The following is a 23,288-nucleotide window of genomic DNA, read 5'->3' on the forward strand; positions in this document are numbered from 1 at the left end:
GTCAGGATCTCTGGGTGGGGTGGCCCAACCTGTCCACGGCGGTCGCCGTGGTGGCGATGATCAGTGCGTTGGCGGCTGCCCTCTTCGCGGTCGTCCGGCTGCGCGCCCGGCAGGGCATCGCCACCGCCACCCAGCGGGCCACCTACGACGTACTGCACACCGCCGGGCTGGCCGCCGAACCGCTGCGCGCCGGCCTCACCCCGGCCGGCGCGGCCAAGGCGGTACGCCACCTGCGTACCCTGGTCGGCTCCGCCGGACTCGCGCTGGCCGACCGGGACCGGCTGCTCGCCCTCGACGGGCGCGGCGGCCACCACGGCGAGCAGCTCCTCGCCGCCGCCGCCAACACCATCCGGACCCGGCGGTCGACCGTGCTCGGCGAGTCGGAGCTGCGCTGCGACCGGGTCGACTGCCCGGTCCGGGGCGCGGTGATCGCACCGTTGACCGGGCCCGACGGCCGGGCCGGGGCGGCGCTGGTGGCGATCGCGGACGACCAGCCGGCCCCCGGCCTGGTGCAGGCCGCCCTGGAGACCGCGCACTGGGCCGGCGCCCAACTCGCGCTCGCCGAACTCGACTCGTCCCGGGAGCGGCTGGCCCGGGCCGAGGTACGCGCGCTGCGGGCCCAGATCAGCCCGCACTTCATCTACAACGCGCTGACCGCGATCGGCTCGTTCGTCCGGACCGACCCGGAGCGGGCCCGGGAACTGATCCTGGAGTTCGCCGAGTTCACCCGCTACTCGTTCCGGGCGCACGGCGAGTTCACCACGCTCGCCGAGGAGCTGCGTTCGATCGACCGCTACCTGACCATCGAGCGGGCCCGGTTCGGCGACCGGCTCCAGGTGAAGTTGCAGATCGCCCCGGAGGTGCTGCCGGTCAGCCTGCCGTTCCTCTGCCTGCAACCGCTGGTCGAGAACGCTGTCCGGCACGGGCTGTCCCGCAAGCCCGGGGTGGGGATGGTCAGCATCGAGGCCCGGGACGCCGGGGCGGAATGCCACATAACGGTCGAGGACGACGGGGTCGGGATGGACCCGGCCGTGCTGGCCGCCGGCATCGCCGACGCCGCCGACCCGGCCGACGACTCCGGCCAGCACGTCGGTCTCTCCAACGTGGACGAGCGGCTCCGGTCGGTCTTCGGGGATCAGTTCGGCCTGGTCGTCGAGACCGACCTCGGATCGGGTACGAAGGTGAGCATGCGGATACCGAAGTTCCACCGCCACGTCCGGGCGAGCGCGTGACCGGCTGCCCGCACCCGCGCCCGGACCGGCGAGCGACCCGGAGGGCTGCCCCGTGACCGGTTTCCTGCGCGTCCTGGCCGTCGACGACGAGCCACCCGCGCTCGACGAGCTGGCGTACCACCTGCGGGCCGATCCACGGGTCTCCCGGCTGCACACCGCCGGGGACGCCACCGAGGCGCTGCGGGTGCTCCGGGACGCCGACGTCGACGTGGTCTTCCTGGACATCCGGATGCCCGGGCTCGACGGCATGGAGCTGGCCCGGGTACTCCGCCGGTTCGCCCGGCCACCGGCGATCGTCTTCGTCACCGCGTACGACGACGGGGCGGTCGACGCCTTCGACCTCGGCGCGACCGACTACGTACGCAAGCCGGTCCGGGCCGAACGGCTCGCCGAGTCGCTGCGCCGGGTGGTCGGCTCCCGGGTCGTCTCCACCCATCCGGCGGCACTGGCCCGGGCCGAACCCGACCCGACGATCCCGGTCGAGCTGGCCGGCACCACCCGGATGCTGCCCCGCTCGGCCGTACGCTGGGTCGAGGCGCAGGGCGACTACGCCCGGCTGCACACCGCCGACGGCTCGCACCTGGTCCGGGTGCCGCTGGCCACCCTCGCCGAGCGGTGGGCCGACGCCGGCTTCGTCCGGATCCACCGCTCCTACCTGGTGCAGCTCCGGCTGATCGCCGAACTCCGGCTCGCCAACTCCGGGTACGTCGTGGTGGTCGACGAGACCGAGCTGCCGGTGAGCCGCCGGCACACCCGGGAACTGAAGGACAAGCTGGTCCGGGCCGCCAAGCAGGACTGGAACCGCTGACGCGCCGCCGCAGTACTGCTGCTGGTGCCGCTCGCGGCCTGCGTACCCGGTCAGGGGTGTTGTCCGGCGGCCAGCTCGGCGGCCCGGCCGGCGAGATAGCGGCGCTCGGGCAGGCTCGCCGTCCGCCGGGCGGACTCCCGGTAGTCGGCCGCCGCCCCGGCCGGGTCACCGGAGAGTTCCCGCAACCGGGCCCGGGTGGCGAGCAGCCGGTGGTGGGTCGCCATCCGCCGGTCGGCGGCGAGGGTCTCCAGCAGGGCCAGCCCGGCGGCCGGCCCCGCCACCATGGCGAGGGCGACGGCCCGGTTCAACGTCACCATCGGGTTCGGTGCGAGCTGTTCCAGCAGGTCGTAGAGGGCGAGGATCTGCGGCCAGTCCGTCTTGTCGACGTGTTCGGCCTCGTCGTGCAGCGCCGCGATCGCCGCCTGCACCTGGTACGGCCCGACCGGTCCCCGGGGCAGCACCTCGGTGATCAACGCGATCCCCTCGGTGATCCGCTCCCGGTCCCAGCTGTCCCGGTCCTGCTCGGCCAGCGGCACCAGCGCGCCGTCCGGACGGGTCCGCGCCGGCCGGCGGGCGTCGGTGAGCAGCATCAGGGCGAGCAGCCCGGCGACCTCGGCGTCGTCGGGCAGCAACCGGCGCAACCAGCGAGTGAGCCGCAGCGCCTCGTCGGAGAGGCCCGGCGCGGTCAGCTCCGGCCCGGTCGACGCGGTGTAGCCCTCGTTGAAGACCAGGTAGAGCACGTGCAGCACCGCCCGCAGCCGCTCGCCCCGGTCCCGCCCGTCCGGCATCGCGAACGGCAGCCCACTGCTCCTGATGGACTGCTTGGCCCGGCTGATCCGCTGCGCCATCGTCGCCTCCGGCACCAGGAACGCGGCGGCGATCTGCCCGGTGGTCAGGCCGCCGACCGCGCGCAGCGTCAACGCGATCTGGCTGGCCTCCGAGAGCGCCGGATGGCAGCAGAGGAAGAGCAGGGTCAGCGAGTCGTCCCGGTCCGTGGCCGGGTCGGCGTCCGCCGGCCGGCCCAGCAGCTCGGCCTGCGGCGTCGCCGCGACCACCGCGTCCTCCCGGCGCCGCCGCGACGCCTCGCTGCGCAACTCGTCCAGCAACCGGTGTACGGCTACCGTCACCAGCCAGCCCCGGGGATTGTCCGGAATCCCCTCGGCCGGCCAGCGCAGGGCGGCCCGGAGCAGCGCCTCCTGGGTGGCGTCCTCGGCCGCGTCGAACCGGCCGTAGCGGCGGACCAGCGTGCCGAGAACCTGCGGCGCCAGCTCGCGCAGCAGTTCCTCGACACTCCGGTCCACGCTCACCCTTCCTCGCCGCCCCGGTCCCCGGTCACCCCTCCTCGCCGCCCGGCCTGCTGTCAGGCCAGGTCGGCGGCGGACTCGTGCAGGATCGGCCAGACCTCGACCGGTTCCTGGTCGGCCCAGGGCATGTCGGCGGCGATCTCGTACGCCCGCGCCTCGCTTTCGCAGTCCAGCAGGTAGAAGCTGGCGATGTACTCCTTCGTCTCCAGGTACGGTCCGTCGGTGACGGCCGGGGCGCCGCCCTCGCGGCGTACCAGCCGGGCAGCGGCGGCGTCGGCCAGGCCATACCCGCCGATCAGTTCACCGGTCTCGTGGTACCGCCGGTTGAACTCGTCCTGCTTGGCGATCTCCGCCGGCCACGACTCGGCCGGCATCGAGTCCCACTTCTCCTGGTTGCCGTAGATCAGCAGCAGGTACTTCACCCCGGGTCCTCCGCTTTCGTCTCCGCGTACCCCGTCGGCACGTCGTCACCCTACGGACGGTGCCGCCGGGGCGTCCTCTACATCGCCTGGCGGGTGAGATCCACATCACCTCGCGGGGTGGCGACCCTGGCCTGTTGCGGGCTGCGCAGGGTACGGACCCGGCGGCCGAGCATCGGCAGGGCGGAGACGACCAGCCCGAACGTGCCGACCGCGACCCCGGTGCGGGCACCGGCCGCCTGTCCCAGCACCCCGCCCAGGGCGCTGCCCACCGGCAGTACGCCGTAGATCAGCAGCCGGTAGCCGCCGTTGGTACGGGCCAGCGAACCGCGTGGCGCCACCACCTGGCGCAGCGTCACGGAGAGGACGTTGGCGCAGCCGAGCCCGACCCCGCTGACGACCTGCACCACGGCGAGCGAGGCCGCCAGCGCAGCGCCCCGGCCGGGCAGTACGGCGATCAGCAGCGGGGCGCCGGTGGAGAGGGCCAGCGAGGCGGCGAAGGCCCGGCCGTAGCCGAGCCGGTCGGCGAGGCGGAGCGCGACCACGGTGCCGGCGAAGGCGCCCACCCCGGCCGCGCTGAGCGCGACGCCGAATAGTCCGGCTCCCAGGCCACGGTCGGTGACGGCATAGACGACCAGGTTCACGGTGACGACCTGGGACGCCCCGTTGTAGATGGTCGCGTGCGCGGTGAGCGCCCGCAGGAACGGACTGGCCGCCACGGTACGCAGCCCGGCCAGGATGCCGGTCGGCACCTCCTCCGGAGGCGGTGCCGGTTCGGGCCGGCGGGCTCCGGCCACCCCGAGCGCGCTGCCGAGATAGCTGAGCGCGTCGACCAGTACGGCGAGCGCCGGCCCGACGAGCTGGGCCAACCCGCCGGCGAGCCCGGGTCCGGCCACCTGGGCGGCGGTGGTCGAGCCCTGGGTGGCCCGGTTGGCGGCGGCGAGATCGGCGTCGTCGACCAGGGTCGGTACGTACGCGAAGCCGCCGATCTCGAAGACGACGCTCGCCGAGCCGACGGCGAACGCGACGGCCACCAGCAGCGGCACCGAGAGGACGTCGGCGAGGTACGCCGCCGGCACCGTCAGCAGCACGGCGGCGCGGACCAGATCGGCCAGCACCATCACCCGACGCCGACGACGCCGCTCCAACCAGTGCCCGACCAGGAGCGGCAGCACCAGGTTGGGCAGGTACGACGCGGTGGCGATCGCGGCCACCGCGCCCGCGCCGGCATCCAGGGTCAGGGTGGCCAGCAGCGGCAGCGCGACGGCGGTGACGTGGGTGCCGGCCACCGAGATGGTGTGGCCGAGCCAGAACCGGCGGAAGTCCTGGTTCCGGCGCAACAGTCCGGGCCTCGTTACCGTCACAGTCCCTCCTTCCGGTAACGGTTACTGGATGATGCTGCCACAGCGGTAACGTGTTGTCATGCGGCAGCCCGGTGACCGCGCTCCCGCCCCGGAGGCGCTGGCCCTCGTCCAGGACCTGGCGAACACCATCGACATCGAGATGGATCGGGACGGTCTGCGTACCGTCGAGGACCTGGCGGCGTTCTGCGCCGCGCACGGACTCGACGGCCTGACCCTCGACGAGGCCGACGTCGCGGGCGCCCGGCGGCTGCGCGAGGCGTTACGGGACGTCTGCCAGGCGCACGCCGGCATCGACGTGCCGCCGGCCACCCTCGGGGTACTCGACGAACTCTTCGGCCGGGCCCCGCTGCGGCTGGTGGTGGACGCCACCGGGCAGGCCGGCGCGCTGCCCGGGCATGGACTCGACGGGCTCTCCGCGCTCACCGCGCAGCTGGCCCGCGGAGTGCTGGTCGCGGTGGCCGACGGCACCTGGGCACGGCTGAAGGCCTGCACCGCGCACGGCTGCCGCTGGGTCTACTACGACCGCAGCCCGGCCGGCCGGAGCCGATGGTGCACCATGAGCATCTGCGGCAGCCGGGCCAAGATGCGCGCCTACCGGCAACGGGCCCGCTGACGGCCGCACCGCACGCGGGCGGTCCGCCGCCCGGGCAACTCAGCAACGGGGGAAAGAAGAATGGCACGATCGCGTCCGACCGTCACCCGCCGAGCCCTGCTCGGCGCCGTCGCGCTAGCGCCGCTGGCCGGCTGCGCGAAGGGCACGACCACGCAACCGCCGCAGGATTCGACGTCACCGTCCGCCACGGCTCCGGCCACCACAGCTCCGGCTACCGCCGCGCCGTCACGCCGTCACGACCAACTGCTCCGGTTGGAGCGCGAGTTCGACGCGCGCCTCGGGGTGTACGCCCTCGCCACCGGCACCGGCACCGTCGTCGCGCACCGGGCGGACGAGCGGTTCGCGTTCTGCTCGACGTTCAAGGGGCTCGCCGCGGCGGCGGTGCTGGCCCGCAACCCGCTGACCCACCTGGACACCGTCGTCCGGTACGGCAGGCGTGACCTGACGGCGAACGCCGTCATCACCAGGCGACACGTCGACAGGGGGAGGATGACGATCCGGCAACTCTGCGACGCCGCGGTCCGGCACAGCGACGGTACCGCCGGCAACCTGCTGGTCCGGGACCTCGGCGGCCCGGCCCAGTTGACGGCGTACGCGCGCAGCCTCGGCGACACGGTCACCCGGATGGACCGGATCGAACCGGCGATCACCCAGGCGACCCCGGGAGATCCGCGCGACACCACCTCCCCACGGGCGATCGGCACCGACTACCAGAAAATCCTGCTGGGCGACGCGCTCGTACCCGAGAAGCGGGCCTTCCTCCGCGACCTGCTGGAGCGCAACGCCACCAGCGTCGGCCCCCGACGCATCCGGGCCGGCGTGCCGAAGGGTTGGACGGTGGCGGACAAGACCGGTACCGGCGGCTACGGCACGGTCAACGACATCGGTGTCGTCTGGCCACCGAACTCCTCGCCGCTCGTCATCGCGATCATGGCCAGCAAGGCCACCCGGGACGCCGACCACGACCAGGCGATCATCGCGAAGGCCACCGAGTACGCCGTGGCGACCCTCAGCCAGGGCTGAGCCGACCGACCGCCGACAACCGCCGGCGCCGGCACCAACCGCGCGACAGCCACCCGCCGGCCGGGCCCGGTCGAGTCGGCCCGCCGAGCGTCCCGCCGGCCCCTTGTCCACTCGCCGGCCTCCTTCGGCAGTTGCGGTGCGGTGCGACAATGCACTACTTCGACCGCGCGAGATGCGCTGCCCCGGACCTGCCGGCGCGCACCCGGCGCGGCGAAACGACATCAGCGTGCCGACCGCACCGTGCGGCGGCCGGCACGCCACACGGGGGAGATTTCACCGATGCTCGACTCCGCGACGACCCAGGTCCTCGAACCTGTGCCGCCACCACCGCCGAAGCGGCGCCGCACCCGCAGCCACTGGCTACTGATCAGCGGGCTGCTGATCGTGCTCCTGGCCGGCGGCACGCTCTTCGCGATCACGCCGCTGCGCGACCCCCTGCCGGCGGCGACCGTCACCCGCACCCTGCCCGAGTCGACCACCATCCCCGGCAGGGCGCCGGTGGTGCCGTGGCCGAGGACCGGGCAGGCGGCGCTCTCGGTCGATCCGGTCGGCTCGCTCGGCACCTCGGGCGGCAGCGAACCGGTGCCGATCGCCAGCGTGACCAAGGTGATGACCGCGTACGTCATCCTCAAGGAGCACCCACTCGACCGGGGCGAACACGGGCCGAAACTCACCGTCAGCGCCGCGCAGGCCGCCGCGTACCCGGCGGAGCTGGCCCGGGGCGAATCCCTGGTCCCGGTCGTCGCGGGCGCGGTCTTCACCGAACGCCAGGCACTCCAGGCGGTACTGCTGCCGTCGGCGAACAACATGGCCCGGATCCTCGCCGCCTGGGACTCCGGCAGCGTCGCGGCCTTCGTCGAGAAGATGAACGCCACCGCCGACGCGCTCGGGATGAAGGACACCCACTACACCGACCCGTCCGGACTCGACCCCGGCACCGTGAGCACCGCCGTCGACCAGGTGATCCTGGCCCGCGCGGCGATGGAACTGCCGGCGTTCGCGGAGATCGTGGCGCAGAAGAAGGCGACCCTGCCGGTCGCCGGCACGGTGAAGAACTACAACTCGCTGGTCGGCCGGGACGGCGTGGTCGGGATCAAGACCGGCTCCACCGACGAGGCCGGTGGCTGTCTCGTCTTCGCCGCCGTCGTCAAGGTCGGCGGCCGGAAGATCACCATCGTGGGCGCCGTCCTCGGGCAACCCGGCGCGAACACCCCCGTGCAGCTCGACCGGGTGTTCAAGGCGACCCGCCCGCTGGTGCGCACCGCCACCGCCGCGCTCGGCGTACATCCGGTCGTCCGGACCGGCGACCAGGTCGCCACCGTGCAGGGGCCGCTCGGCACCGGCACCACGATCCACGCCGGCCAGGACCTGGCCGTGGTCGGCTGGCCCGGCATGCGGGTACGTCTGGACGTCGACCTCCCGGCCGTACCGGACCGGCTGCCGGCGCAGACCGAGCACGGCCAGCTGACCGCGGTCGCCGGCGACGGCGCTCCGGTCACCGGCGCGCTGCACAGCGGGGCGCGGTTGGAGCCGCCGAGCAACTGGGAACGGATCCGCCGGCACCGCTGACCGGACCCGTGCCGCCCGCTTCGTTACGAGCTGACAATCGGATGTGTCAGATCGAAGGCCCCGGTCGGGACTCGCGTCCCGGCCGGGGCCTGCCGTGGATGGATGACGGGATCACTATTTCGGCTGCGTGAAGCGGATGCTGTTGCCGAAGGGGTCGCGCAGGCCGCAGTCGATGCCGTACGGGCGCTCGGTCGGCTCCTCGGTGAACTCGACGCCGCGGGCCAACAGCGTCTCGTACGTCTTGCGGCAGTCGTCGACACTGAAGATGAGCCAGCCGCCCGTGGCCCCCTTGGTGAGCAGCTCGCGGACCTGCTGCGCCGTCTCCTCGCTCAGCACCGGCGGGCCCGGCGTCGTCAGCAGGATCTGCCGCTCCGGCTCGCCCGGGACGTTGACGGTGAGCCAGCGCATGATTCCGAGGTCGGTGTCGGTGTTGACCTCCAGGCCGAGCTTGCCGACGTAGAAGTCAAGGGCCTCGTCCTGGTCGAGGACGTAGATCTGCGAGTGCGTGATGCTGTTGAACATGTCCCTCACGCTACGGCGGGGGAGGGCCGAAAACTTATCCAAAACTGATCAGTGTGCGGGGCTGTACCGGCAGGTCAGCCGGTCAGGCACTCGGCCGCATCCAGGCCATCGTGAAGCATGTCGGGACGTTCGCCGGCACCGCCTCCTTGCGGTACTCCCGGGGCGATCGCCCGACGATGTCCCGGAAAGTACGGCTGAAGGTGCCGAGGCTGCCGAAGCCGACGTCGAAGCAGATGTCGGTCACACTGCGATCGGTCTCCCGGAGCAGGAACATCGCCCGCTCCACCCGACGCCGCTGGAGGTAGCGGTGCGGCGTCTCGCCGAACGTCGCCCGGAAGGTACGGGCGAAGTGCGCCTCCGAGACATGTGCGATCCGGGCCAGCGCCGGTACGTCCAACGGCTGCGCGTACGCCCGGTCCATCGCGTCCCGGGCCCGGAGCATCCGGCGATTGGTGTCTTCCACGGCCCGACCCACGGTTCCATCACACCACGCCCGCCCGCGACCTCCCCACGCTGCGGGTCGCCGGCCTCTGTGAGCATGCCGAATGTGCCTCTTCGTGGTCATCTCGACGGCTCCCGGTCGGGATTTGCCGGTTGACGAATCCGGCCGCCGATCGATGAGTTTCGGGTCGTGTGGACGTCACAATTCGCAGGACCCGCAGGACTTGACGCGTTCGAACCCGGAGGAGACGCATGGCAAAGCTCATCTACTCGATGATCACCTCGCTCGACGGATACGCCGAGGCGACGGAGGGCGGCATCGGCACCGGGGCCGACGACCAGCAGGTGCACACCTTCATCAACGACCTCTTCCGCCCCGTCGGCACCTACCTCTACGGCCGACGGATGTACGAGACGATGGTCTACTGGGAGACCGCGCACACGGAGCCCGACCAGCCGCCGCACATCCTGCAGTACGCCCGCGACTGGCAGGCCGCAGAGAAGATCGTGTACTCCACGACGTTGAAGTCGGTGTCCAGCGCGAAGACCAGGATCGAGCGGACCTTCGACCCGGACGCGGTACGCGAACTCAAGGCCGAGGCTGATCACGATCTCACCGTCGACGGCCCGAACCTCGCCGCCCAGGCCATCGCCGCCGGCCTGGTGGACGAGTACCACCTGTTCATCACCACGAGCGTTGTCGGCGGCGGCAAGCGGTTCTTCCCCGACGGCGTGCGCCTCGATCTCGAACTGGTCGAGGAACGCGCCTTCGACAGCGGACTGATCTACGCGCGCTACCAGACCCGCTGAGCCGCGGTCGTCGCCGCGATGAAGGGCGAGCGGAAGAAGGCGGAAAGGCGGTGGCGACACGACGGCGAGCGGCCGCAACGGACGCTGAGGCTCGCGGGCCTATCGCAGGGCAGCCCGCTCGTCGACGCGGTAGTCCGGTTCGCCAAGGAAGGCGTCTCGTGTCATGGGGCCGAAGCCGATGCTGACGGTACGCAGAACGTAATGCCAGTCGGCCATCCCGGTCATCGAGGAGAAGCGGTTGTTCGTCTGCCACCGCACCCACTCGCCGTGCTGGAGCATCACCACAGGACGATGATTTCGGACCGGTGCCCCGAAGCTTGCGGGAAGCTGCACCCTGAGCACGTCCCGCATCAGGCGAAGGTTCAGCTCGTGTCGTGGCGGCAGGTCGTGAACGCTCCTGACCTCGGGCACGAAGTCGTTCTCTTCCCGCATGACGACCTCGTGGAGCAAGGGGAGAGGGCCGTCCGGTAGATCCGGTAGTGGGAACGCGGTCGGGGCGGAGTTGCGGAGCGCTGCCTGTGGGAAACCCCGGGATCGCTTGCTCCAGGTCGTGCGGATCCGCTGCACGGTCACGTCCATGCCGGTCATGATCCTGTCTGCCATCAACGAGCGGCAACCAACTTCGGCAGGACAAGCCACCGGCGGCACCGGGAACGGATGCGCGTTGACCCCGATCCGGCAGGACCACAACGGAGGTAGGAGGGGCAGGCAGATAGCACGACACCCAGACTGGGGATCAGATACGACGAAGGCCCAGCGTCAGGAAATGTCCTCTGACCTGGGCCTTCGTTGTTGGAGCGGGTGACGGGAATCGAACCCGCACTGTCAGCTTGGGAAGCTGATGTTCTGCCATTGAACTACACCCGCGAGCGGACCCCACTGTACCCGGTCGAGTCCGATCATGCACTCACCCTCCCCCGGGTACGGCTCCGAGCGCTCCGTCGCCCCATCAGATCCCGCGCGAACCACGCCGGGTCGCCTCGTTTGCAACCCTGGCCACGGATAGTAACGTCCGCCTCACCTGCAACTATGGCTCTGTGTCACCGCAGAGCCACTCTCCGAAAGCAAAGGGTCTGGCAATGGCGTTTCGTGGACTGTGTTCGTCGTCGCGTTCCGGCGCGACCGGCATGGCGAGCATGTTTCTCGTCCTGCTGCTCGGAACCGGCCCGGTGGTGGCGGCACCTCCGGGTTCGGCCGGACGATCCGGCGAACCGGATTGCGCCGAGACGACCAGCGGCCACCCGAACCCCGTGGCACCGCACGCCGGGGCAGCGAACGCCAAGGCCAAGCCCGGGGCGGCGCACTCCGCCGAGCCCAACGAGCTGACCCCGGCCGAGGCCGCCGAACTGGACCGAGCGGTCGACTCGGCGTACGCGCAACGGATCGGGATCGCGCCGCTCGGCGTACCGGGCAAGCTCAGGATCATTGTCGACGTGGTGTTCCATGTTGTCAGCGAGAAGCGGACCCGGGCGGACGGGGACATTCCGCTGTCCCTGATCCACGCCCAACTGAAGGTGTTGAACGACGCCTTCGGCGGGCGTACCGGTGGGGCCTGGACGCCTTTCCACTTCAGGTTGAAAAAGGTGAACCGGGTGGTCAACCCGGCCTGGTACCCGATCGTGGCGGAGAGCCCGGCGGAGGCGCAGATGAAGCGTGCGCTGCGGGTCGGCGGCAAGCACACCCTGAACATCTACACGGGACTGCTCGACGACGAGTTGCTCGGCTGGGCCACCTTCCCGCAACGTGACCTCGACCCGTACGACGGGGTGGTGGTGCTCGCCGAGTCGCTGCCGGGCGGCACGGCGGCACCGTACAACGCGGGTGACACGGCGACTCACGAGGTCGGGCACTGGCTGAACCTCTACCACACCTTCCAACAGGGCTGCGCGGGTCAGGGCGACCACGTCTACGACACGCCCGCCGAGGCGGAGCCCGCCTTCGGCTGCCCGGAGCGACGGGACACCTGCACGACGAAGCCGGGTCTCGACCCGATCCACAACTTCATGGACTACTCGGTCGACGCCTGCATGTACGAGTTCACGTACGGTCAGACGTTCCGGATGCTCAAGGCGTGGAAGGCCTTCCGGGAACCGTAGGTCAGGATGTCGGTACCGGCTCCGCCTCGACGGCCCGGCGCCGGCCGCGCCGCTTCGGCCCGGTGGCGGCGCCTGCTCCCGCGGCGCCCTCGGCTGTGGGGACGGCGCCGGCCGGGTCGAGCCAGACCTGCACGGCAGGGCGCTCGGACCGATCTCCGGCGGCGAGCGGGGTGGCGCCGTTGCTGCCGTGCCGGGCCACCATCGCCACGTCGACGGTGAACTCGAAGAGCCGCCAGTCGACCTGCGGCGCGGCCCGCAGGTTGCCGGCGAGCTGGTCCACCCGCGCCTGGTCGGTCACCGGGCGGGCCCGACCGGCGACGTAGGCCTCGTCGTCGCTGTCCTCGGGCGGGAAGGAGTGCAGCGCGTAGCGCCCGTCCCGTTCGAGGTCGCGCCGCTTCGGAGAGTCGACGACGAAACAGAAGAGTCCCTCGTCGGTGATGACCGGGGACACCGGGTGCACCCGCGGCCCACCGTCGGCGCGCACGGTCGCCAGGTAGCCGAGACCCGGACCGTACTGCTGGATGAGAACGCGGATCGCGTCGGCGAGTCGGGGCTCGTCGGAGGCGAATTCGGACCAGGATGCCATGAGCACATTCTATCGAACACCTGTTCGATCACCTACCCCGAACCCACCCTCATCCCACCCATCGGCGAGGTCGTGGCCGGCCGGCTCCGCCCGACCGCTAAGGTGGTCCGGTGCTGCTCTCCGACCACGACCTAGTGATCGAGATCAAGGCGGGCACGCTCGCGCTGGAGCCGTTCGAGCCCGCGCTGGTGCAGCCGTCGAGCATCGACGTACGCCTGGACCGGCTCTTCCGGGTCTTCAACAACCATCTCTACACGCACATCGACCCGGCGGTGCAGCAGGACGAGCTGACCTCGCTGGTCGACGTGCCGGACGGCGAGCCGTTCGTGCTGCACCCGGGTGAGTTCGTGCTCGCCTCCACCCTGGAGGTGATCTCGCTGGGCGACCAGCTCGCGGGCCGGCTCGAAGGAAAATCCAGCCTCGGCCGGCTCGGCCTGCTCACCCACTCGACCGCCGGCTTCATCGACCCCGGCTTCTCCGGGCACGTCACGCTGGAGCTGTCGAACGTGGCCAACCTGCCGATCCGGCTCTGGCCCGGGATGAAGATCGGCCAGCTCTGTATCTTCCGGCTCTCGTCGCCGTCCGCCCACCCGTACGGGTCGGCCGTCTACGGCTCGCGCTACCAGGGGCAGCGCGGCCCGACCCCGAGCCGCTCCTGGCAGAACTGGCGCACCTGGCCCACCCGCTGAGGCCGCGTCCGGGCGTCGACACGGACCGAAGGAGGAACCCCCGCCGCAGTTGCGCGACGGGGGTTCCTCCGTTGACACGGTCGGTCGGCGAGACGTCAGCCAGGTCTGCCGAAGCTGTGGATCTCGCCGTCGTCCATCCGCTTCATCTTCACCGGCTCGCCGGCCCGGGAGGCGTGCACGATCCATCCGCCGCCGACGTACATGCCGACGTGGCTGAGGTCGGCGTAGTAGAAGACGAGGTCACCGGGGCGTAGCTGGGAGCGGCTGACCGACTTCACCTGCCCGCGCTGCGCCCGGGCGTTGTGCGGCAGCCCGACGCCGCCCTTCGCCCAGGCGGCCAGGGTCAGGCCGGAGCAGTCGTACGAGCTGGGGCCTTCCGCACCCCACTTGTACGGCTTGCCGATCTGGGCACAGGCGAACTTGACCGCCTGGCCGGCCGGGCCACCGGGGTAGGTCGCCGGGCAGGGCGCGGGCCGCAGCGGGCCGGCGGAGCCGTTCCCGTACGCCTGGATCCGCAGCTTCTGCAACCGCTCGACCTCGGCGTCGATCTCCTTCTTCTTCGCCGCCAGTTCCGCCTCGGTCTTGGTCAACTGGGTGACCAGCCGGTCCAGCGGGGCCTTCTGGGAGGCGTACTTGTTCTTGAGGTCGACGACCGCCTGCACCTCGCGCTGCTGCTGCCGGGCGAACTGGTCGAGCACCGAGAGCTGGCCGACGAGCGCGGTCGGCGACTTCGTGGTGAGCAGGGCGTTGACCGCGGATGCCTTGTCGCCCTTGTACGCCTGCACGGCGAAGTCGCTCACCCGGTTCATCGCGGCGTCGATCTGCGACTGGAGCGGGGCGATCTTCTTCTGCAGGGCGGCGGCCTGCTTCTTCTTCGCGGTCAGGTCCTGCCGGGTGGCGTTGTGCTTCTCGACGACCGGCTCCAGTTTGCGCCAGGCGGTGTCGATCTGCTGCTCGATCTCGGCCACCGACGGTTCGGCGAGCGCCGGCGTCGTGCCGGTGAACAGCACGGCGGCGCTGGCCAGTGCCGTGAGCGCAATGGCGAGAATGGACCTTCGAGGGCGCGGCTTCGCGTTCCCGGCGTCGGCGGAGGCCGATCGGAGGGATGGCGACCGCGGCGGGGCAGGGGGAGCCACCGGGGTCCGTACTCCTTCTTCCGTAGCCCGCCTACCGGGTTAGCTGACGGGTTCGGGCGGGAAGATTGTCGCCCTACCGCGTGAGACGCGGATTCACCCCATGAACCTCGGGTCCCCGGTTCGCTCAGTGTGACGATTCGGCGGTGTCGAGACGTCGCCGCCCGGCTAGGCGGCCTGCCGTCGGCTCGACGGTCCCCAACACTAGAGAAGGGTGTTATCCAAACGCAACCCCGTGATCTGAGTCGATTCGTTATGTATCGGATCGGTCGCTGACGGTGGGAGCGTTCGCACCCACCGAACCGGAAGCCCGAACCCGCCGATCACGCTCGGTATACGTGAAGGATTCCTACATAGTGACGACCTTGGTCGGCAGGTATTGACCAGCACCGGTCCCGGGTGGAGGGTGATCGGCAGGCCCACCCCCGGCTCATGGAGGTTCGATGCTTCCCACGAAACAGCCGCTGAGCAGGAGAATCGCGATCGGCGCCGCGGTCGTCGGCGCCGCCGCGCTGCTGCCGGCCAGCCCCGCGCCAGCCACCGCCGCGCCCGCCGACACCCGGCAACAGGAGTACGCCGCCGCGGCGGCCGAGTTCGGCGTACCCGAGAGCGTGCTGCTCGGAGTCTCCTATCTGGAATCCCGCTGGGACACGAACGCCGGCACCCCGAGCACCAGCGGCGGGTACGGCCCGATGCACCTCACCGACGTCGCCGGGCTGGCCGCCGAGCCAACGGGGCACCCCGAGCACGGCGAGGACCGACGCGGCGACCCGGCCCGACCCGCCCGACCGGTGCCCGGACCCGCCGGCCCGCACCTCGACCGGAGCGCCGACGCACCGCCCGGCGGGCAGACCCTGGACGCCGCCGTCGCACTCACCGGAGTCGACGAGCACCTGCTCCGCGCCGAACCGGCGGCGAACATCCGCGGCGGGGCGGCGCTGCTGGCGTCGTACCAGAAGGCGCTGGCCGCGCCGACGGGCCGGGCCAGCGACCCGGCGGCCTGGTACGGCGCGGTGGCCCGGTACGCCGGCAGCGACCGCGCGGACGCCGCGGCGGCCTTCGCCGACGAGGTGTACCGGACCATCGCCGAGGGCGCCAGCCGGACCACCGACGACGGCCACCGGATCACCCTGCCCGGCCGGCCGGGGATCGCCCCGCAGCGCTCCTGGCTGGACCGGCTCGGCCTGCCCGGCGCGCCCCGCCCGGACGGGCTGGAGTGCCCGCGCGACATCTCCTGCGAATGGATCCCCGCCCCCTACCAGGCGTTCGGGGACGGCGACTACGGCAACCACGACCTCTCCGACCGGCCCGCCCGGCAGAAGATCGAATACATCGTCATCCACGACACCGAGGGCAGCTACGACACCACCCTGCGGCTGGTGCAGGACCCGACCTACGTGAGCTGGCAGTACACGCTCCGCTCGGCGGACGGGCACATCGCGCAGCACGTGAAGGGCAAGGACGTCGCCTGGCACGCCGGCAACTGGTACGTCAACGCCAAGGCGATCGGCCTCGAACACGAGGGCTTCGCCGCCCAGGGCACCTGGTACACCGAGGCGATGTACCGGACCTCGGCCAAACTCGTCCGCTACCTCGCCGACCGGTACGACATCCCGCTGGACCGCGACCACGTCATCGGGCACGACAACGTACCCGGCATCCTGCCGGCGAACGTGCGCGGCATGCACTGGGACCCCGGCCCGTACTGGGACTGGTCGCACTACTTCGACCTGCTCAAGGCCCCGTTCCGGGGCATCGGCATCCCGGCCGCCGGCCTGGTCACCATCGACCCGGACTTCGCCACCAACCGGCCGGCCTTCACCGGCTGCGACACCGCCGGGGTACCCTGCCCGTCACGCGGCTCCTCCTCGGTGATCCTGCGCAGCGCGCCGGCCGCCGACGCGCCGCTGGTCAACGACATCGCGCTGCGCCCGGACGGCACCCCGAACACCATGCACATCTCCGACCACGGTGCGCGGGCCTCCGCCGGGCAGACCTACGCGCTCGCCGGCCGACAGGGCGACTGGACCGCGATCTGGTATCTCGGGCAGAAGGGCTGGTTCCACAACCCGAGGAGCAACCCCACGGCGAAGTGGACGGTCGGGCTGGTCGCGACGCCGAAGCCGGGCCGGGCCACGATCCCGGTGTACGGCCGGGCGTACCCGGAGGCCGACGCCTACCCGGCCGGCGTGCCGGTGCAGGCGGTCACGCCGTTGCAGTACACCCTCGCCGCCGGGCAGCGCTACGCCGTCGGCAACGTACTGCCCAGCGAGTACTACCGGGCCACCACCTTCGACGGCTCCTCACCCGGTGACTGGACGGTGATCCGGGGCGACCTGCGGTACGTCCAGATCCAGTTCGGCCACCGGATCATGTTCGTGAACGCCGACGACGTACACCTGCTGCCGTCGCCGGTCGGCGCCCCGGGCTAGACCTGGCCGGCGGCCGGCGCGGGCTGCTGTGCGGTGCCGGTGGGGTCGGTGGCCGCCCCGACGACGGCGGTGAGCACGTCGTCCAGGGTGACCACCCCCATCGGCACCCGCCCGTCGCTGACCAGCACCATGTGCCGGCGCTCCCGGCGCATCGACAGCAGCAGGTCGGCGAGGCTGCGCTCCGGCGGCACCACGGCCAGCGGCCGGAGCAGCTCCGTCGGCACCGGCGCCCGGCGGGCCGCACCGGAGTACCCGAGGACGTCCTTGACGTGCACGAAGCCCAGCACCCGGCGGGTGGCCCGCTGCACCACCGGGAACCGGGACCGGCCGGTACGCGTCGCCAGCACCTCCAGGGAGGCCGGGGAGACGTCCTCGGCCACCGTGGTGACCGTGGCCCAGGGCCGCAGCGCGTCGGCGGCGGTACGCCGGTTCAGCGCCAGCGCGCCGGTGATCCGGGCGTGCTCCTCGGAGCCGAGCAACCCCTCGGTCCGCGCCTGCGAGACCAGCCCGGCCAGCTCCTCGGCCGTGAAGACCGTCTTGACCGCGTCGGCGGCCTCGATCCGCCACAGCCGCAGGATCCGGGCCGACGCCCACTTCATCGCCAGCAGCAGCGGCTTGGTCGCCACGCAGAACGCCAGCATCGCCGGCCCGAGCCAGAGCGCGGACGGCTCCGGCCCGGCCAGGGTGATGTTCTTCGGCACCATCTCGCCGATCACGGTGTGCAGGAAGACCACCACGCCGAGCGCGATCACGAAGGCGACCGGATGCACCGCGCCGTCCGGCAGCCCGACGGCGTGGATCGGCTCCTCCAGCAGGTGCGCCAGGGCCGGCTCGGCTATGGCGCCGAGGCCGAGGGAGCAGATGGTGATGCCGAGCTGGGCACCCGCGATCATCAGCGGGATCTGGTTCATCGCCGACAGCGCCCACCGGGCCCGCTTCGACCCCGCCGCCAGCGGTTCGAGCACGGTACGCCGGGACGCGATCAGCGCGAACTCGCTGCCCACGAAGAAGGCGTTGCCGAGCAGCAGCCCCAGGGTGATCAGCAGGTTCATTCGGCGGCCTCCTCGGGCCGGACCACCCGGACCTGCTCGATCCGGTGCCGGACCACCTCGACCACGGTGAACTCGAAGCCCTGCTCCTGCACGGTCTCGCCGGCCACCGGGATGTGGCCGAGCCGGGCCAGCAGGAACCCGGCCAGCGTCTCGTACGGACCCTCGGGCAGCCGGAAGCCGACCTGCTCGACCAGCTCGTCCTCGCGCAGCACCCCGTCGACCAGCACGGTGCGTTCGCCGCCAGGCACCGTCAACTCGACCGCGCTCTCCTCGGCGGCCTCCTCGACCGGCCCCGCCGCGTACCGGGTGGAGCCGTCGGCGACCGGGTCGAACTCGTCGGCGATCTCCCCGACCAGCTCCTCGACCAGGTCCTCCACCGTGACCACGCCGTCGGTGCCGCCGTACTCGTCGACCACGATCGCCAGGTCCGCACCGGCGCCGCGCAGCGCCGCGAGCACCCCGTCCAGGTCCAGGCTCTCCGGCACGTACACCGGCTCCCGGGCCACCGCGGCCACCGTGGTGAAGGCCCGCCGGTTCAGCGGTACGCCGAGCGCGTCGACGACCCCGGCCACCCCGGTGACCAGGTCGACGGTCTCCTCGTAGACCGGGAACCGGGTCCGGCCGGTCTGCTGGGCCAGCGCCAGCAACTCGGCGACCGAGGCGGTGGCCCGCAGCGCGACCACGTCGACCCGGGGCGTCATCGCCTCGGCGGCCCGCTTGTCACCGAACCGGATCGTCCGTTGCAGCAGCATCGCGGTCTCCCGGGGCAGCGCCCCGGCCTGTGCGGAGATCGCCGCCAGCAGACCGAGTTCCTCCGGCGACCGGGCACTGGCCAGCTCCTCCTGCGGTTCGACGCCGAGCCGGCGGACCAGCCAGTTGGCCGAATTGTTCAGGGCCCGGATCAGCCAGCCGAAGATCCGGGAGAAGCCCCGCATCGGCCCGGCGGTGGCCAGCGCGGCCGGCATCGGCCGGGCCAGCGCGGCGTTCTTCGGCACCAGCTCGCCGAAGAGCATCGAGAGGAGCGTAGCCAGGGCCAGCGCGAGCAGCGGGGTCACCCGCCCGGTGGCCTCTCCGGCGAGTGGCCGGAGCAGCGGGCTGAAGAGCTTCGCCAGCGCCGGCTCGGCCAGATAGCCGGTGAGCAGGGCGGTGATGGTGATCCCGAGCTGCGCGCCGGAAAGCTGGAAGGAGAGTTCCCGCAACGCCTTGCGGACCGTACCGGCCCGCCGGTCGCCGCCGGCCACCCGCCGGTCGAGTTCCGCCCGGTCGACGGTGACCAGCGCGAACTCGGCCGCGACGAAGAACGCGTTCCCGCCGGTCAACAGGACGAAGCCGACCAACGGCAACAGGGTGCTGAGGAGTAGGGCGTCGATGATGCGTTCACCTCGACCGTGGTTGCGTCCCGCCCGCGAATATCGAGCACAGTACCGGCCCGACCAGGCGCCGGCTGCCCGGTGCGCGGGGCGGTCCGGCCACCGGGATCGCCGCCGTCACGGCTCCCCGGACCCGCCTCCCGGACGATCCGGTCCAGGCCAGGAACGCGATGTTCAGCGCCGGAAGCAGCGCCAACCGAACGGATCCCGGCCCTCCCGGTTCTCCGCGAACGCGCCGTCGCCGTAGGTGTCCCGACAGGCCCGGTCGATGTCGATCGTCCGGGACGACAGCAGCAGCCGCTCGCACTCCCAACCGCCGTCGCCACGGGTGTCCGCCCAGCTCGCCCCGCCCACGTGCTCGTCGCAGTAGCGGTCCATCATCCGGGCCAGCCCGTCCCGGTCGTCCGGACCGAGCAGTACGGGCTGCGCGGGCGGTGGGGGCGGCGGCGGAGCGGCCGGCGAGGAGGGTGGGGCGGTGGTCGCGGGCGGCGTCGGTACCGCCGCACCCGCTCCGTGCAGCGGTGGCCGCGACGGCGTCGTCGGGGGCGACGCCGGAGCATCGCTGGCCCGGGGGGTCGGGCTCGGAGTCGCCGTCGGGGTCGCGTCGGGCGTACCGGTCGGCAGCGCGGCGTCCGGAGTCGGCCCGGCCACCGGCGACTCCGATGCCGGCGGGTCGGCCACCGCCACCGGTACCCCGACCTCCGGCTCGGTCCCGCCACCCCACAGCGTCGTCCGGAGCGTCTCCGCCCCGAACGGGATGGCGAGGAGCAGCAGCCCAACTCCGAGGCCGACGGTGGAGATCAGCCGGAGCCGGCGTCCCGACCGGTCCCGCCGGTCGACCGGTCGGGCCTTCCGGTGCCGTCCGCTCGACTCCACCGCCATCCGGTCTGGTGCGCTTTCCGCCACGCGGCGCCCGCCTCCTCGCGGTCTGAGGGGCCGTCGCCGGCCACCATCGCCTGGTTGGAGACCGCCACGGCGGTCCAACATCGACAGGTACGAACGAACGCCGTATGTGGTTCACCGCAGTCCGTGACTGTGGCCGCCCGTGGCTGATCGGGCGCCGCTCCACAGGGTTTGGACAGGTGGCACCGGCTAGCGTCGGATTCATGATCGATGATACGGCTCCGACGGCCGCCGAGCCCACCCCGCTGAGCGGGATCGCCGAGTGGGCGACCGACCTGATGGACACGCTCGGCGCCCCCGGAGCGGGCCTGGCGGTGGCGCTGGAGAACCTCTTCCCGCCGCTACCCAGCGAGATCATCCTGCCGCTCGCCGGCTTCGCCGCCAGCCGGGGCGAGATGAGCCTCTGGTCGGCGATCTTCTGGACCACCCTCGGCTCGGTGGTCGGCGCGCTCGCGCTCTACTACGTCGGCGCGCTGCTCGGCCGGGAACGTACCCGGGCCATCGCCGCCCGGCTGCCGCTGGTCAAGCTCGCCGACGTGGACCGTACCGAGGCGTGGTTCGTCCGGCACGGCGTCAAGACGGTCCTCCTCGGCCGGATGATCCCGATCTTCCGCAGCCTGATCTCCATCCCGGCCGGCATCGAACGGATGCGACTGGGCACCTTCCTGCTCTGCACCGCCCTCGGCAGCCTGATCTGGAACACCGTCTTCGTGCTGGCCGGCTATCTGCTCGGCGAGAACTGGCACCTGGTCGAGGAGTACGCCAGCCTCTTCCAGAAGGTGGTGATCGTGGCCGTGGCGCTCGCGGTCGGCTGGTTCGTACTCTCCCGGCTCTCCCGGCGCGACCGGCCGCGCAGCCGCCACCGGATGTGACGAGGTGTAAGGAAGGGCCCCTTCTTATCGTTTTCTGTTGTAGAAGGGGCCCTTCCTTACACCTCAGCCGCCCAGGTAGCGGAGTACCGCGAGCACCCGCCGGCTGTACCCGGTGACGTGCGCCAGGTCGAGTTTGTCGAAGATGGCGTTCACGTGCTTCTCGACGGCGCTCTGCGAGACGTGCAACTGCCCGGCGATGGCGGCGTTGGTGTGCCCCTGCGCCATCAGGTCCAGCACCGCCCGCTCCCGTACGGTCAACCGGCTCAGCGGGTCGGTGTGGCTGGTCCGGGCGAGCAGTTGGCGTACCACCTCCGGATCGAAGGCGGCACCGCCGTCGCCCACCCGGGTCAGCGCGTCGAGGAACTCGCCGACCTGGGCCACCCGGTCCTTGAGCAGGTAGCCGACCCCGCCGCTCTGGCTGGTCAGCAGCTCCACGGCGTAACGCTTCTCGACGTACTGGGAGAGCACCAGGACCCCGACGGCGGGCCAGCGGCGGCGGATCTCCAGTGCGGCGCGCAGCCCCTCGTCGGTGTGGGTCGGCGGCATCCGTACGTCGACCACCACCGCCTCCGGCGGATCGGCCCCGACGGCCGCGACCAGGGCGGTCGCGTCCCCGACGGCGGCCGCGACCTGGTGCCCCTCCTCGGCCAGCAGCCGAACCAGCCCCTCCCGGAGCAGGATCGAGTCCTCGGCCAACATCACCCGCATGGAAGCTCCGCGACGACGGTGGTGGGGCCGCCGACCGGGCTCGCCACCCGGAGTCGGCCGTCCAGGGCGGCGACCCGGCGGGCCAGCCCGGAAAGACCGCCCCCGGTCGGGTCGGCCCCGCCGACGCCGTCGTCGACGACCGTCACGACCAGCCGGCCGTCCCGGACCGCGACCTCGACGTCGACCCGGCTGGCCCGGGCGTGCTTGGCGGCATTCGTGACCGCCTCCGAGACCACGAAGTACGCGGCCGTCTCGACCGCCCGCGCCGGCCGCGCGGTCAGCCGGTGGTCGATCCGGACCGGCAGCCCGGCGTGCTCGGCGACCCGGGCCAGCGCGTCGGCCAGCCCCAGGTTGTCCAGCGCGGTCGGATAGACCCGCCAGGCCACCTCGCGGAGGTCTTCGAGGACCCGGCCGGACTCCTCGTGCGCCTGCCGCAGCAGCTCCGCCGCCCTGGCGGGGTCGGTGGCCCGGCGCGCCCGGCCGACCAGCATGCCGAGCGCGACCAGCCGCTGCTGGACGCCGTCGTGCAGGTCCCGCTCGATCCGACGCCGCTCCGCGTCGACCGCCGCCACCACCCCGGCCCGGCTGGTGGACAGCTCGGTGATCCGGCGTTCGAGCGCCTCCCGGCCGTTCGGCCCGAGGAACCGCCGGGCCAGCCGGCGGTCCAGCGCCGCGACGCCGAGCACCCCCTGCACGGCGAGGAAGAGCAGTACCAGGGCGAACACGGCGAAGTACGCCACGATCAGCGGCGTGGCCTCGATCTCGTCGACCGGGCGTCCGATCACCCAGCCGACCACCACGGCGCAGACCACGACCGCGCCGTACAGCATCATCCCCAGCACGATCCCGCCGAGTACCCCGACCGGCAGCCGGGCGGCCAGGTAGCTCATCGCGCGGGCGTCGGTGACCACGCCTGCCGGGCTGTCGCCGAGGAACCGCTCGACCCGTCGCCGGTCGTACTCGGCGAGCCGGCGGGCCAGCCCACCCAGCCACCGCCGAGCCTGCGGGAAGCGGGCCAGTACGGCGTAGCCGAGCAGCGCGCCGACCAGGTAGCCCAGGCCGGCCGTCGCGGTGGCGGCGCCGAGCAGCACCCCGGTGGCAAGCCGCAGACCGGTACGGAACGACCACCAGGGTGGGCGGCTCTCCGGACGGTCCCATGGCGGCACCCGGCCGGCGGTCTCGTCCGGCCCGCCCGGCACCGCGTCGGTCGTCCCGATCCCCTGCTGTGGCACGTGTCGAAGGCTACCGTTGTGGTTTTCCACAGCCTGCCGGCGACGGAACTCCGCACCGCCCGCCCGACCCCGGGGATGGTCGGGCCGGCGGTCGTCCGGTCGGGCCGGCA

23 protein-coding genes, 1 tRNA gene and 1 riboswitch are annotated in these 23,288 nt (G+C 72.1%); of the genes, 10 read left to right on the top strand and 14 right to left on the bottom strand.

Features of this window, described 5'->3' with window-relative positions; all coding sequences use genetic code 11:
• The first annotated feature begins 56 nt into the window (after positions 1 to 56).
• Both V1634_RS30110 and V1634_RS30115 read left to right on the top strand, forming a co-directional pair.
• Entirely contained in the window at positions 57 to 1,232 is a 1,176-nt protein-coding gene (locus V1634_RS30110) for a sensor histidine kinase (RefSeq protein ID WP_407951877.1), read from the top strand.
• 52 nt (positions 1,233 to 1,284) lie between these two features.
• The gene (locus V1634_RS30115) at positions 1,285 to 2,040 is read left to right on the top strand and encodes a LytR/AlgR family response regulator transcription factor (RefSeq protein WP_331211108.1); all 756 of its coding nucleotides are present in this window, start codon (positions 1,285 to 1,287) and stop codon (positions 2,038 to 2,040) included.
• 50 nt (positions 2,041 to 2,090) lie between these two features.
• Here V1634_RS30115 and V1634_RS30120 read toward each other — a convergent pair whose 3' ends face one another.
• The 3 genes from V1634_RS30120 to V1634_RS30130 all read right to left on the bottom strand — a co-directional run bounded on the left by V1634_RS30120 (position 2,091) and on the right by V1634_RS30130 (position 5,127).
• Positions 2,091 to 3,347: an RNA polymerase sigma factor gene (locus V1634_RS30120; protein WP_407951875.1), complete on the bottom strand. Its 1,257-nt coding sequence runs from the start codon at positions 3,345 to 3,347 to the stop codon at positions 2,091 to 2,093.
• A 53-nt stretch (positions 3,348 to 3,400) separates the two neighbouring features.
• Positions 3,401 to 3,766 (bottom strand): YciI family protein, encoded by a 366-nt coding sequence (locus V1634_RS30125; RefSeq protein WP_331211110.1) that lies wholly within the window; start codon positions 3,764 to 3,766, stop codon positions 3,401 to 3,403.
• A 77-nt stretch (positions 3,767 to 3,843) separates the two neighbouring features.
• The gene (locus tag V1634_RS30130; RefSeq protein WP_331211111.1) at positions 3,844 to 5,127 is read right to left on the bottom strand and encodes an MFS transporter; all 1,284 of its coding nucleotides are present in this window, start codon (positions 5,125 to 5,127) and stop codon (positions 3,844 to 3,846) included.
• Positions 5,128 to 5,185: 58 nt separating this feature from the next.
• Between V1634_RS30130 and V1634_RS30135 the strand changes: the two genes are divergently transcribed.
• The 3 genes from V1634_RS30135 to V1634_RS30145 all read left to right on the top strand — a co-directional run bounded on the left by V1634_RS30135 (position 5,186) and on the right by V1634_RS30145 (position 8,332).
• Positions 5,186 to 5,740 carry a CGNR zinc finger domain-containing protein gene (locus tag V1634_RS30135; RefSeq protein WP_331211112.1) on the top strand — a complete coding sequence of 185 codons (555 nt, stop codon included), beginning with the start codon at positions 5,186 to 5,188 and terminating at the stop codon, positions 5,738 to 5,740.
• Positions 5,741 to 5,800: 60 nt separating this feature from the next.
• Positions 5,801 to 6,763, top strand: a complete 963-nt coding sequence (bla, locus tag V1634_RS30140; protein WP_331211113.1) for a class A beta-lactamase — start codon at positions 5,801 to 5,803, stop codon at positions 6,761 to 6,763.
• Between the two features lie 279 nt (positions 6,764 to 7,042).
• A complete protein-coding gene (locus V1634_RS30145) occupies positions 7,043 to 8,332 on the top strand; it encodes a D-alanyl-D-alanine carboxypeptidase family protein (RefSeq protein WP_331211114.1) in 1,290 nt (429 codons plus the stop codon).
• 114 nt (positions 8,333 to 8,446) lie between these two features.
• On the opposite strand, the gene V1634_RS30150 is transcribed toward V1634_RS30145, so the two are convergent.
• Positions 8,447 to 8,854 carry a VOC family protein gene (locus V1634_RS30150; protein WP_331211115.1) on the bottom strand — a complete coding sequence of 136 codons (408 nt, stop codon included), beginning with the start codon at positions 8,852 to 8,854 and terminating at the stop codon, positions 8,447 to 8,449.
• An 82-nt stretch (positions 8,855 to 8,936) separates the two neighbouring features.
• The gene (locus V1634_RS30155) at positions 8,937 to 9,329 is read right to left on the bottom strand and encodes an AraC family transcriptional regulator (RefSeq protein ID WP_331211116.1); all 393 of its coding nucleotides are present in this window, start codon (positions 9,327 to 9,329) and stop codon (positions 8,937 to 8,939) included.
• Positions 9,330 to 9,547: 218 nt separating this feature from the next.
• On the opposite strand from V1634_RS30155, the gene V1634_RS30160 reads away from it, so the two are divergent.
• Complete coding sequence (locus V1634_RS30160; RefSeq protein WP_331211117.1) at positions 9,548 to 10,105, top strand: dihydrofolate reductase family protein; 558 nt, start codon at positions 9,548 to 9,550, stop codon at positions 10,103 to 10,105.
• A gap of 99 nt (positions 10,106 to 10,204) precedes the next feature.
• Here the strand turns inward: V1634_RS30160 and V1634_RS30165 are convergent, their stop codons facing one another.
• Positions 10,205 to 10,684, bottom strand: a complete 480-nt coding sequence (locus V1634_RS30165) for a hypothetical protein (RefSeq protein ID WP_331211118.1) — start codon at positions 10,682 to 10,684, stop codon at positions 10,205 to 10,207.
• 214 nt (positions 10,685 to 10,898) lie between these two features.
• Positions 10,899 to 10,972 (bottom strand) — tRNA-Gly (locus V1634_RS30170).
• A 260-nt stretch (positions 10,973 to 11,232) separates the two neighbouring features.
• On the opposite strand from V1634_RS30170, the gene V1634_RS30175 reads away from it, so the two are divergent.
• Positions 11,233 to 12,201, top strand: coding sequence for a zinc metalloprotease (locus tag V1634_RS30175; protein ID WP_331211119.1), 969 nt, complete (start codon positions 11,233 to 11,235; stop codon positions 12,199 to 12,201).
• Position 12,202: 1 nt separating this feature from the next.
• Here the strand turns inward: V1634_RS30175 and V1634_RS30180 are convergent, their stop codons facing one another.
• Positions 12,203 to 12,787 carry a pyridoxamine 5'-phosphate oxidase family protein gene (locus V1634_RS30180; RefSeq protein ID WP_331211120.1) on the bottom strand — a complete coding sequence of 195 codons (585 nt, stop codon included), beginning with the start codon at positions 12,785 to 12,787 and terminating at the stop codon, positions 12,203 to 12,205.
• A 110-nt stretch (positions 12,788 to 12,897) separates the two neighbouring features.
• Between V1634_RS30180 and dcd the strand changes: the two genes are divergently transcribed.
• Entirely contained in the window at positions 12,898 to 13,476 is a 579-nt protein-coding gene (gene dcd / locus V1634_RS30185; protein WP_101368913.1) for a dCTP deaminase, read from the top strand.
• Positions 13,477 to 13,571: 95 nt separating this feature from the next.
• Here dcd and V1634_RS30190 read toward each other — a convergent pair whose 3' ends face one another.
• Positions 13,572 to 14,486, bottom strand: coding sequence for a C40 family peptidase (locus V1634_RS30190; RefSeq protein WP_331211121.1), 915 nt, complete (start codon positions 14,484 to 14,486; stop codon positions 13,572 to 13,574).
• A gap of 138 nt (positions 14,487 to 14,624) precedes the next feature.
• A riboswitch (cyclic di-AMP (ydaO/yuaA leader) is annotated at positions 14,625 to 14,765 on the bottom strand.
• Positions 14,766 to 15,052: 287 nt separating this feature from the next.
• Here V1634_RS30190 and V1634_RS30195 point away from each other — a divergent pair.
• Complete coding sequence (locus tag V1634_RS30195; protein WP_331211122.1) at positions 15,053 to 17,041, top strand: N-acetylmuramoyl-L-alanine amidase; 1,989 nt, start codon at positions 15,053 to 15,055, stop codon at positions 17,039 to 17,041.
• Here the strand turns inward: V1634_RS30195 and V1634_RS30200 are convergent.
• From V1634_RS30200 to V1634_RS30210, 3 genes are all read right to left on the bottom strand, one after another.
• On the bottom strand, positions 17,038 to 18,093 hold the full coding sequence (locus V1634_RS30200; protein WP_331211123.1) for a hemolysin family protein: 1,056 nt from the start codon (positions 18,091 to 18,093) through the stop codon (positions 17,038 to 17,040). The two genes, V1634_RS30195 and V1634_RS30200, sit on opposite strands and share 4 nt — an antisense overlap.
• Positions 18,090 to 19,436 carry a hemolysin family protein gene (locus V1634_RS30205; RefSeq protein WP_331211124.1) on the bottom strand — a complete coding sequence of 449 codons (1,347 nt, stop codon included), beginning with the start codon at positions 19,434 to 19,436 and terminating at the stop codon, positions 18,090 to 18,092. Before V1634_RS30205 ends, V1634_RS30200 begins: the two co-directional genes overlap by 4 nt.
• A gap of 201 nt (positions 19,437 to 19,637) precedes the next feature.
• A complete protein-coding gene (locus V1634_RS30210) occupies positions 19,638 to 20,369 on the bottom strand; it encodes a hypothetical protein (RefSeq protein ID WP_331211125.1) in 732 nt (243 codons plus the stop codon).
• Between the two features lie 200 nt (positions 20,370 to 20,569).
• Here V1634_RS30210 and V1634_RS30215 point away from each other — a divergent pair, with 200 nt between their 5' ends.
• The gene (locus V1634_RS30215; RefSeq protein WP_331211126.1) at positions 20,570 to 21,238 is read left to right on the top strand and encodes a DedA family protein; all 669 of its coding nucleotides are present in this window, start codon (positions 20,570 to 20,572) and stop codon (positions 21,236 to 21,238) included.
• Between the two features lie 63 nt (positions 21,239 to 21,301).
• On the opposite strand, the gene V1634_RS30220 is transcribed toward V1634_RS30215, so the two are convergent.
• Both V1634_RS30220 and V1634_RS30225 read right to left on the bottom strand, forming a co-directional pair.
• Positions 21,302 to 21,946: a response regulator transcription factor gene (locus V1634_RS30220; RefSeq protein WP_331211127.1), complete on the bottom strand. Its 645-nt coding sequence runs from the start codon at positions 21,944 to 21,946 to the stop codon at positions 21,302 to 21,304.
• On the bottom strand, positions 21,937 to 23,178 hold the full coding sequence (locus tag V1634_RS30225) for a sensor histidine kinase (RefSeq protein ID WP_331211128.1): 1,242 nt from the start codon (positions 23,176 to 23,178) through the stop codon (positions 21,937 to 21,939). The genes V1634_RS30220 and V1634_RS30225 overlap by 10 nt, the downstream gene beginning before the upstream one ends.
• Positions 23,179 to 23,288: the final 110 nt, after the last annotated feature.

It is taken from the genome of Plantactinospora veratri, from assembly GCF_036421995.1.
GTDB lineage: Bacteria > Actinomycetota > Actinomycetes > Mycobacteriales > Micromonosporaceae > Plantactinospora > Plantactinospora veratri.

Bases quoted from the DNA above. Each gene is read 5' to 3' on its own strand.
- V1634_RS30110 (WP_407951877.1), top strand. From the start codon at position 57: ATGATCAGTGCGTTGGCGGCTGCCCTCTTCGCGGTCGTCCGGCTGCGC.
- V1634_RS30135 (WP_331211112.1), top strand. From the start codon at position 5,186: ATGCGGCAGCCCGGTGACCGCGCTCCCGCCCCGGAGGCGCTGGCCCTC.
- bla (WP_331211113.1), top strand. From the start codon at position 5,801: ATGGCACGATCGCGTCCGACCGTCACCCGCCGAGCCCTGCTCGGCGCC.
- V1634_RS30145 (WP_331211114.1), top strand. From the start codon at position 7,043: ATGCTCGACTCCGCGACGACCCAGGTCCTCGAACCTGTGCCGCCACCA.
- V1634_RS30150 (WP_331211115.1), bottom strand. From the start codon at position 8,854: ATGTTCAACAGCATCACGCACTCGCAGATCTACGTCCTCGACCAGGAC.
- V1634_RS30160 (WP_331211117.1), top strand. From the start codon at position 9,548: ATGGCAAAGCTCATCTACTCGATGATCACCTCGCTCGACGGATACGCC.
- V1634_RS30165 (WP_331211118.1), bottom strand. From the start codon at position 10,684: ATGGACGTGACCGTGCAGCGGATCCGCACGACCTGGAGCAAGCGATCC.
- V1634_RS30175 (WP_331211119.1), top strand. From the start codon at position 11,233: ATGGCGAGCATGTTTCTCGTCCTGCTGCTCGGAACCGGCCCGGTGGTG.
- V1634_RS30180 (WP_331211120.1), bottom strand. From the start codon at position 12,787: ATGGCATCCTGGTCCGAATTCGCCTCCGACGAGCCCCGACTCGCCGAC.
- V1634_RS30195 (WP_331211122.1), top strand. From the start codon at position 15,053: ATGCTTCCCACGAAACAGCCGCTGAGCAGGAGAATCGCGATCGGCGCC.
- V1634_RS30200 (WP_331211123.1), bottom strand. From the start codon at position 18,093: ATGAACCTGCTGATCACCCTGGGGCTGCTGCTCGGCAACGCCTTCTTC.
- V1634_RS30215 (WP_331211126.1), top strand. From the start codon at position 20,570: ATGATCGATGATACGGCTCCGACGGCCGCCGAGCCCACCCCGCTGAGC.
- V1634_RS30220 (WP_331211127.1), bottom strand. From the start codon at position 21,946: ATGCGGGTGATGTTGGCCGAGGACTCGATCCTGCTCCGGGAGGGGCTG.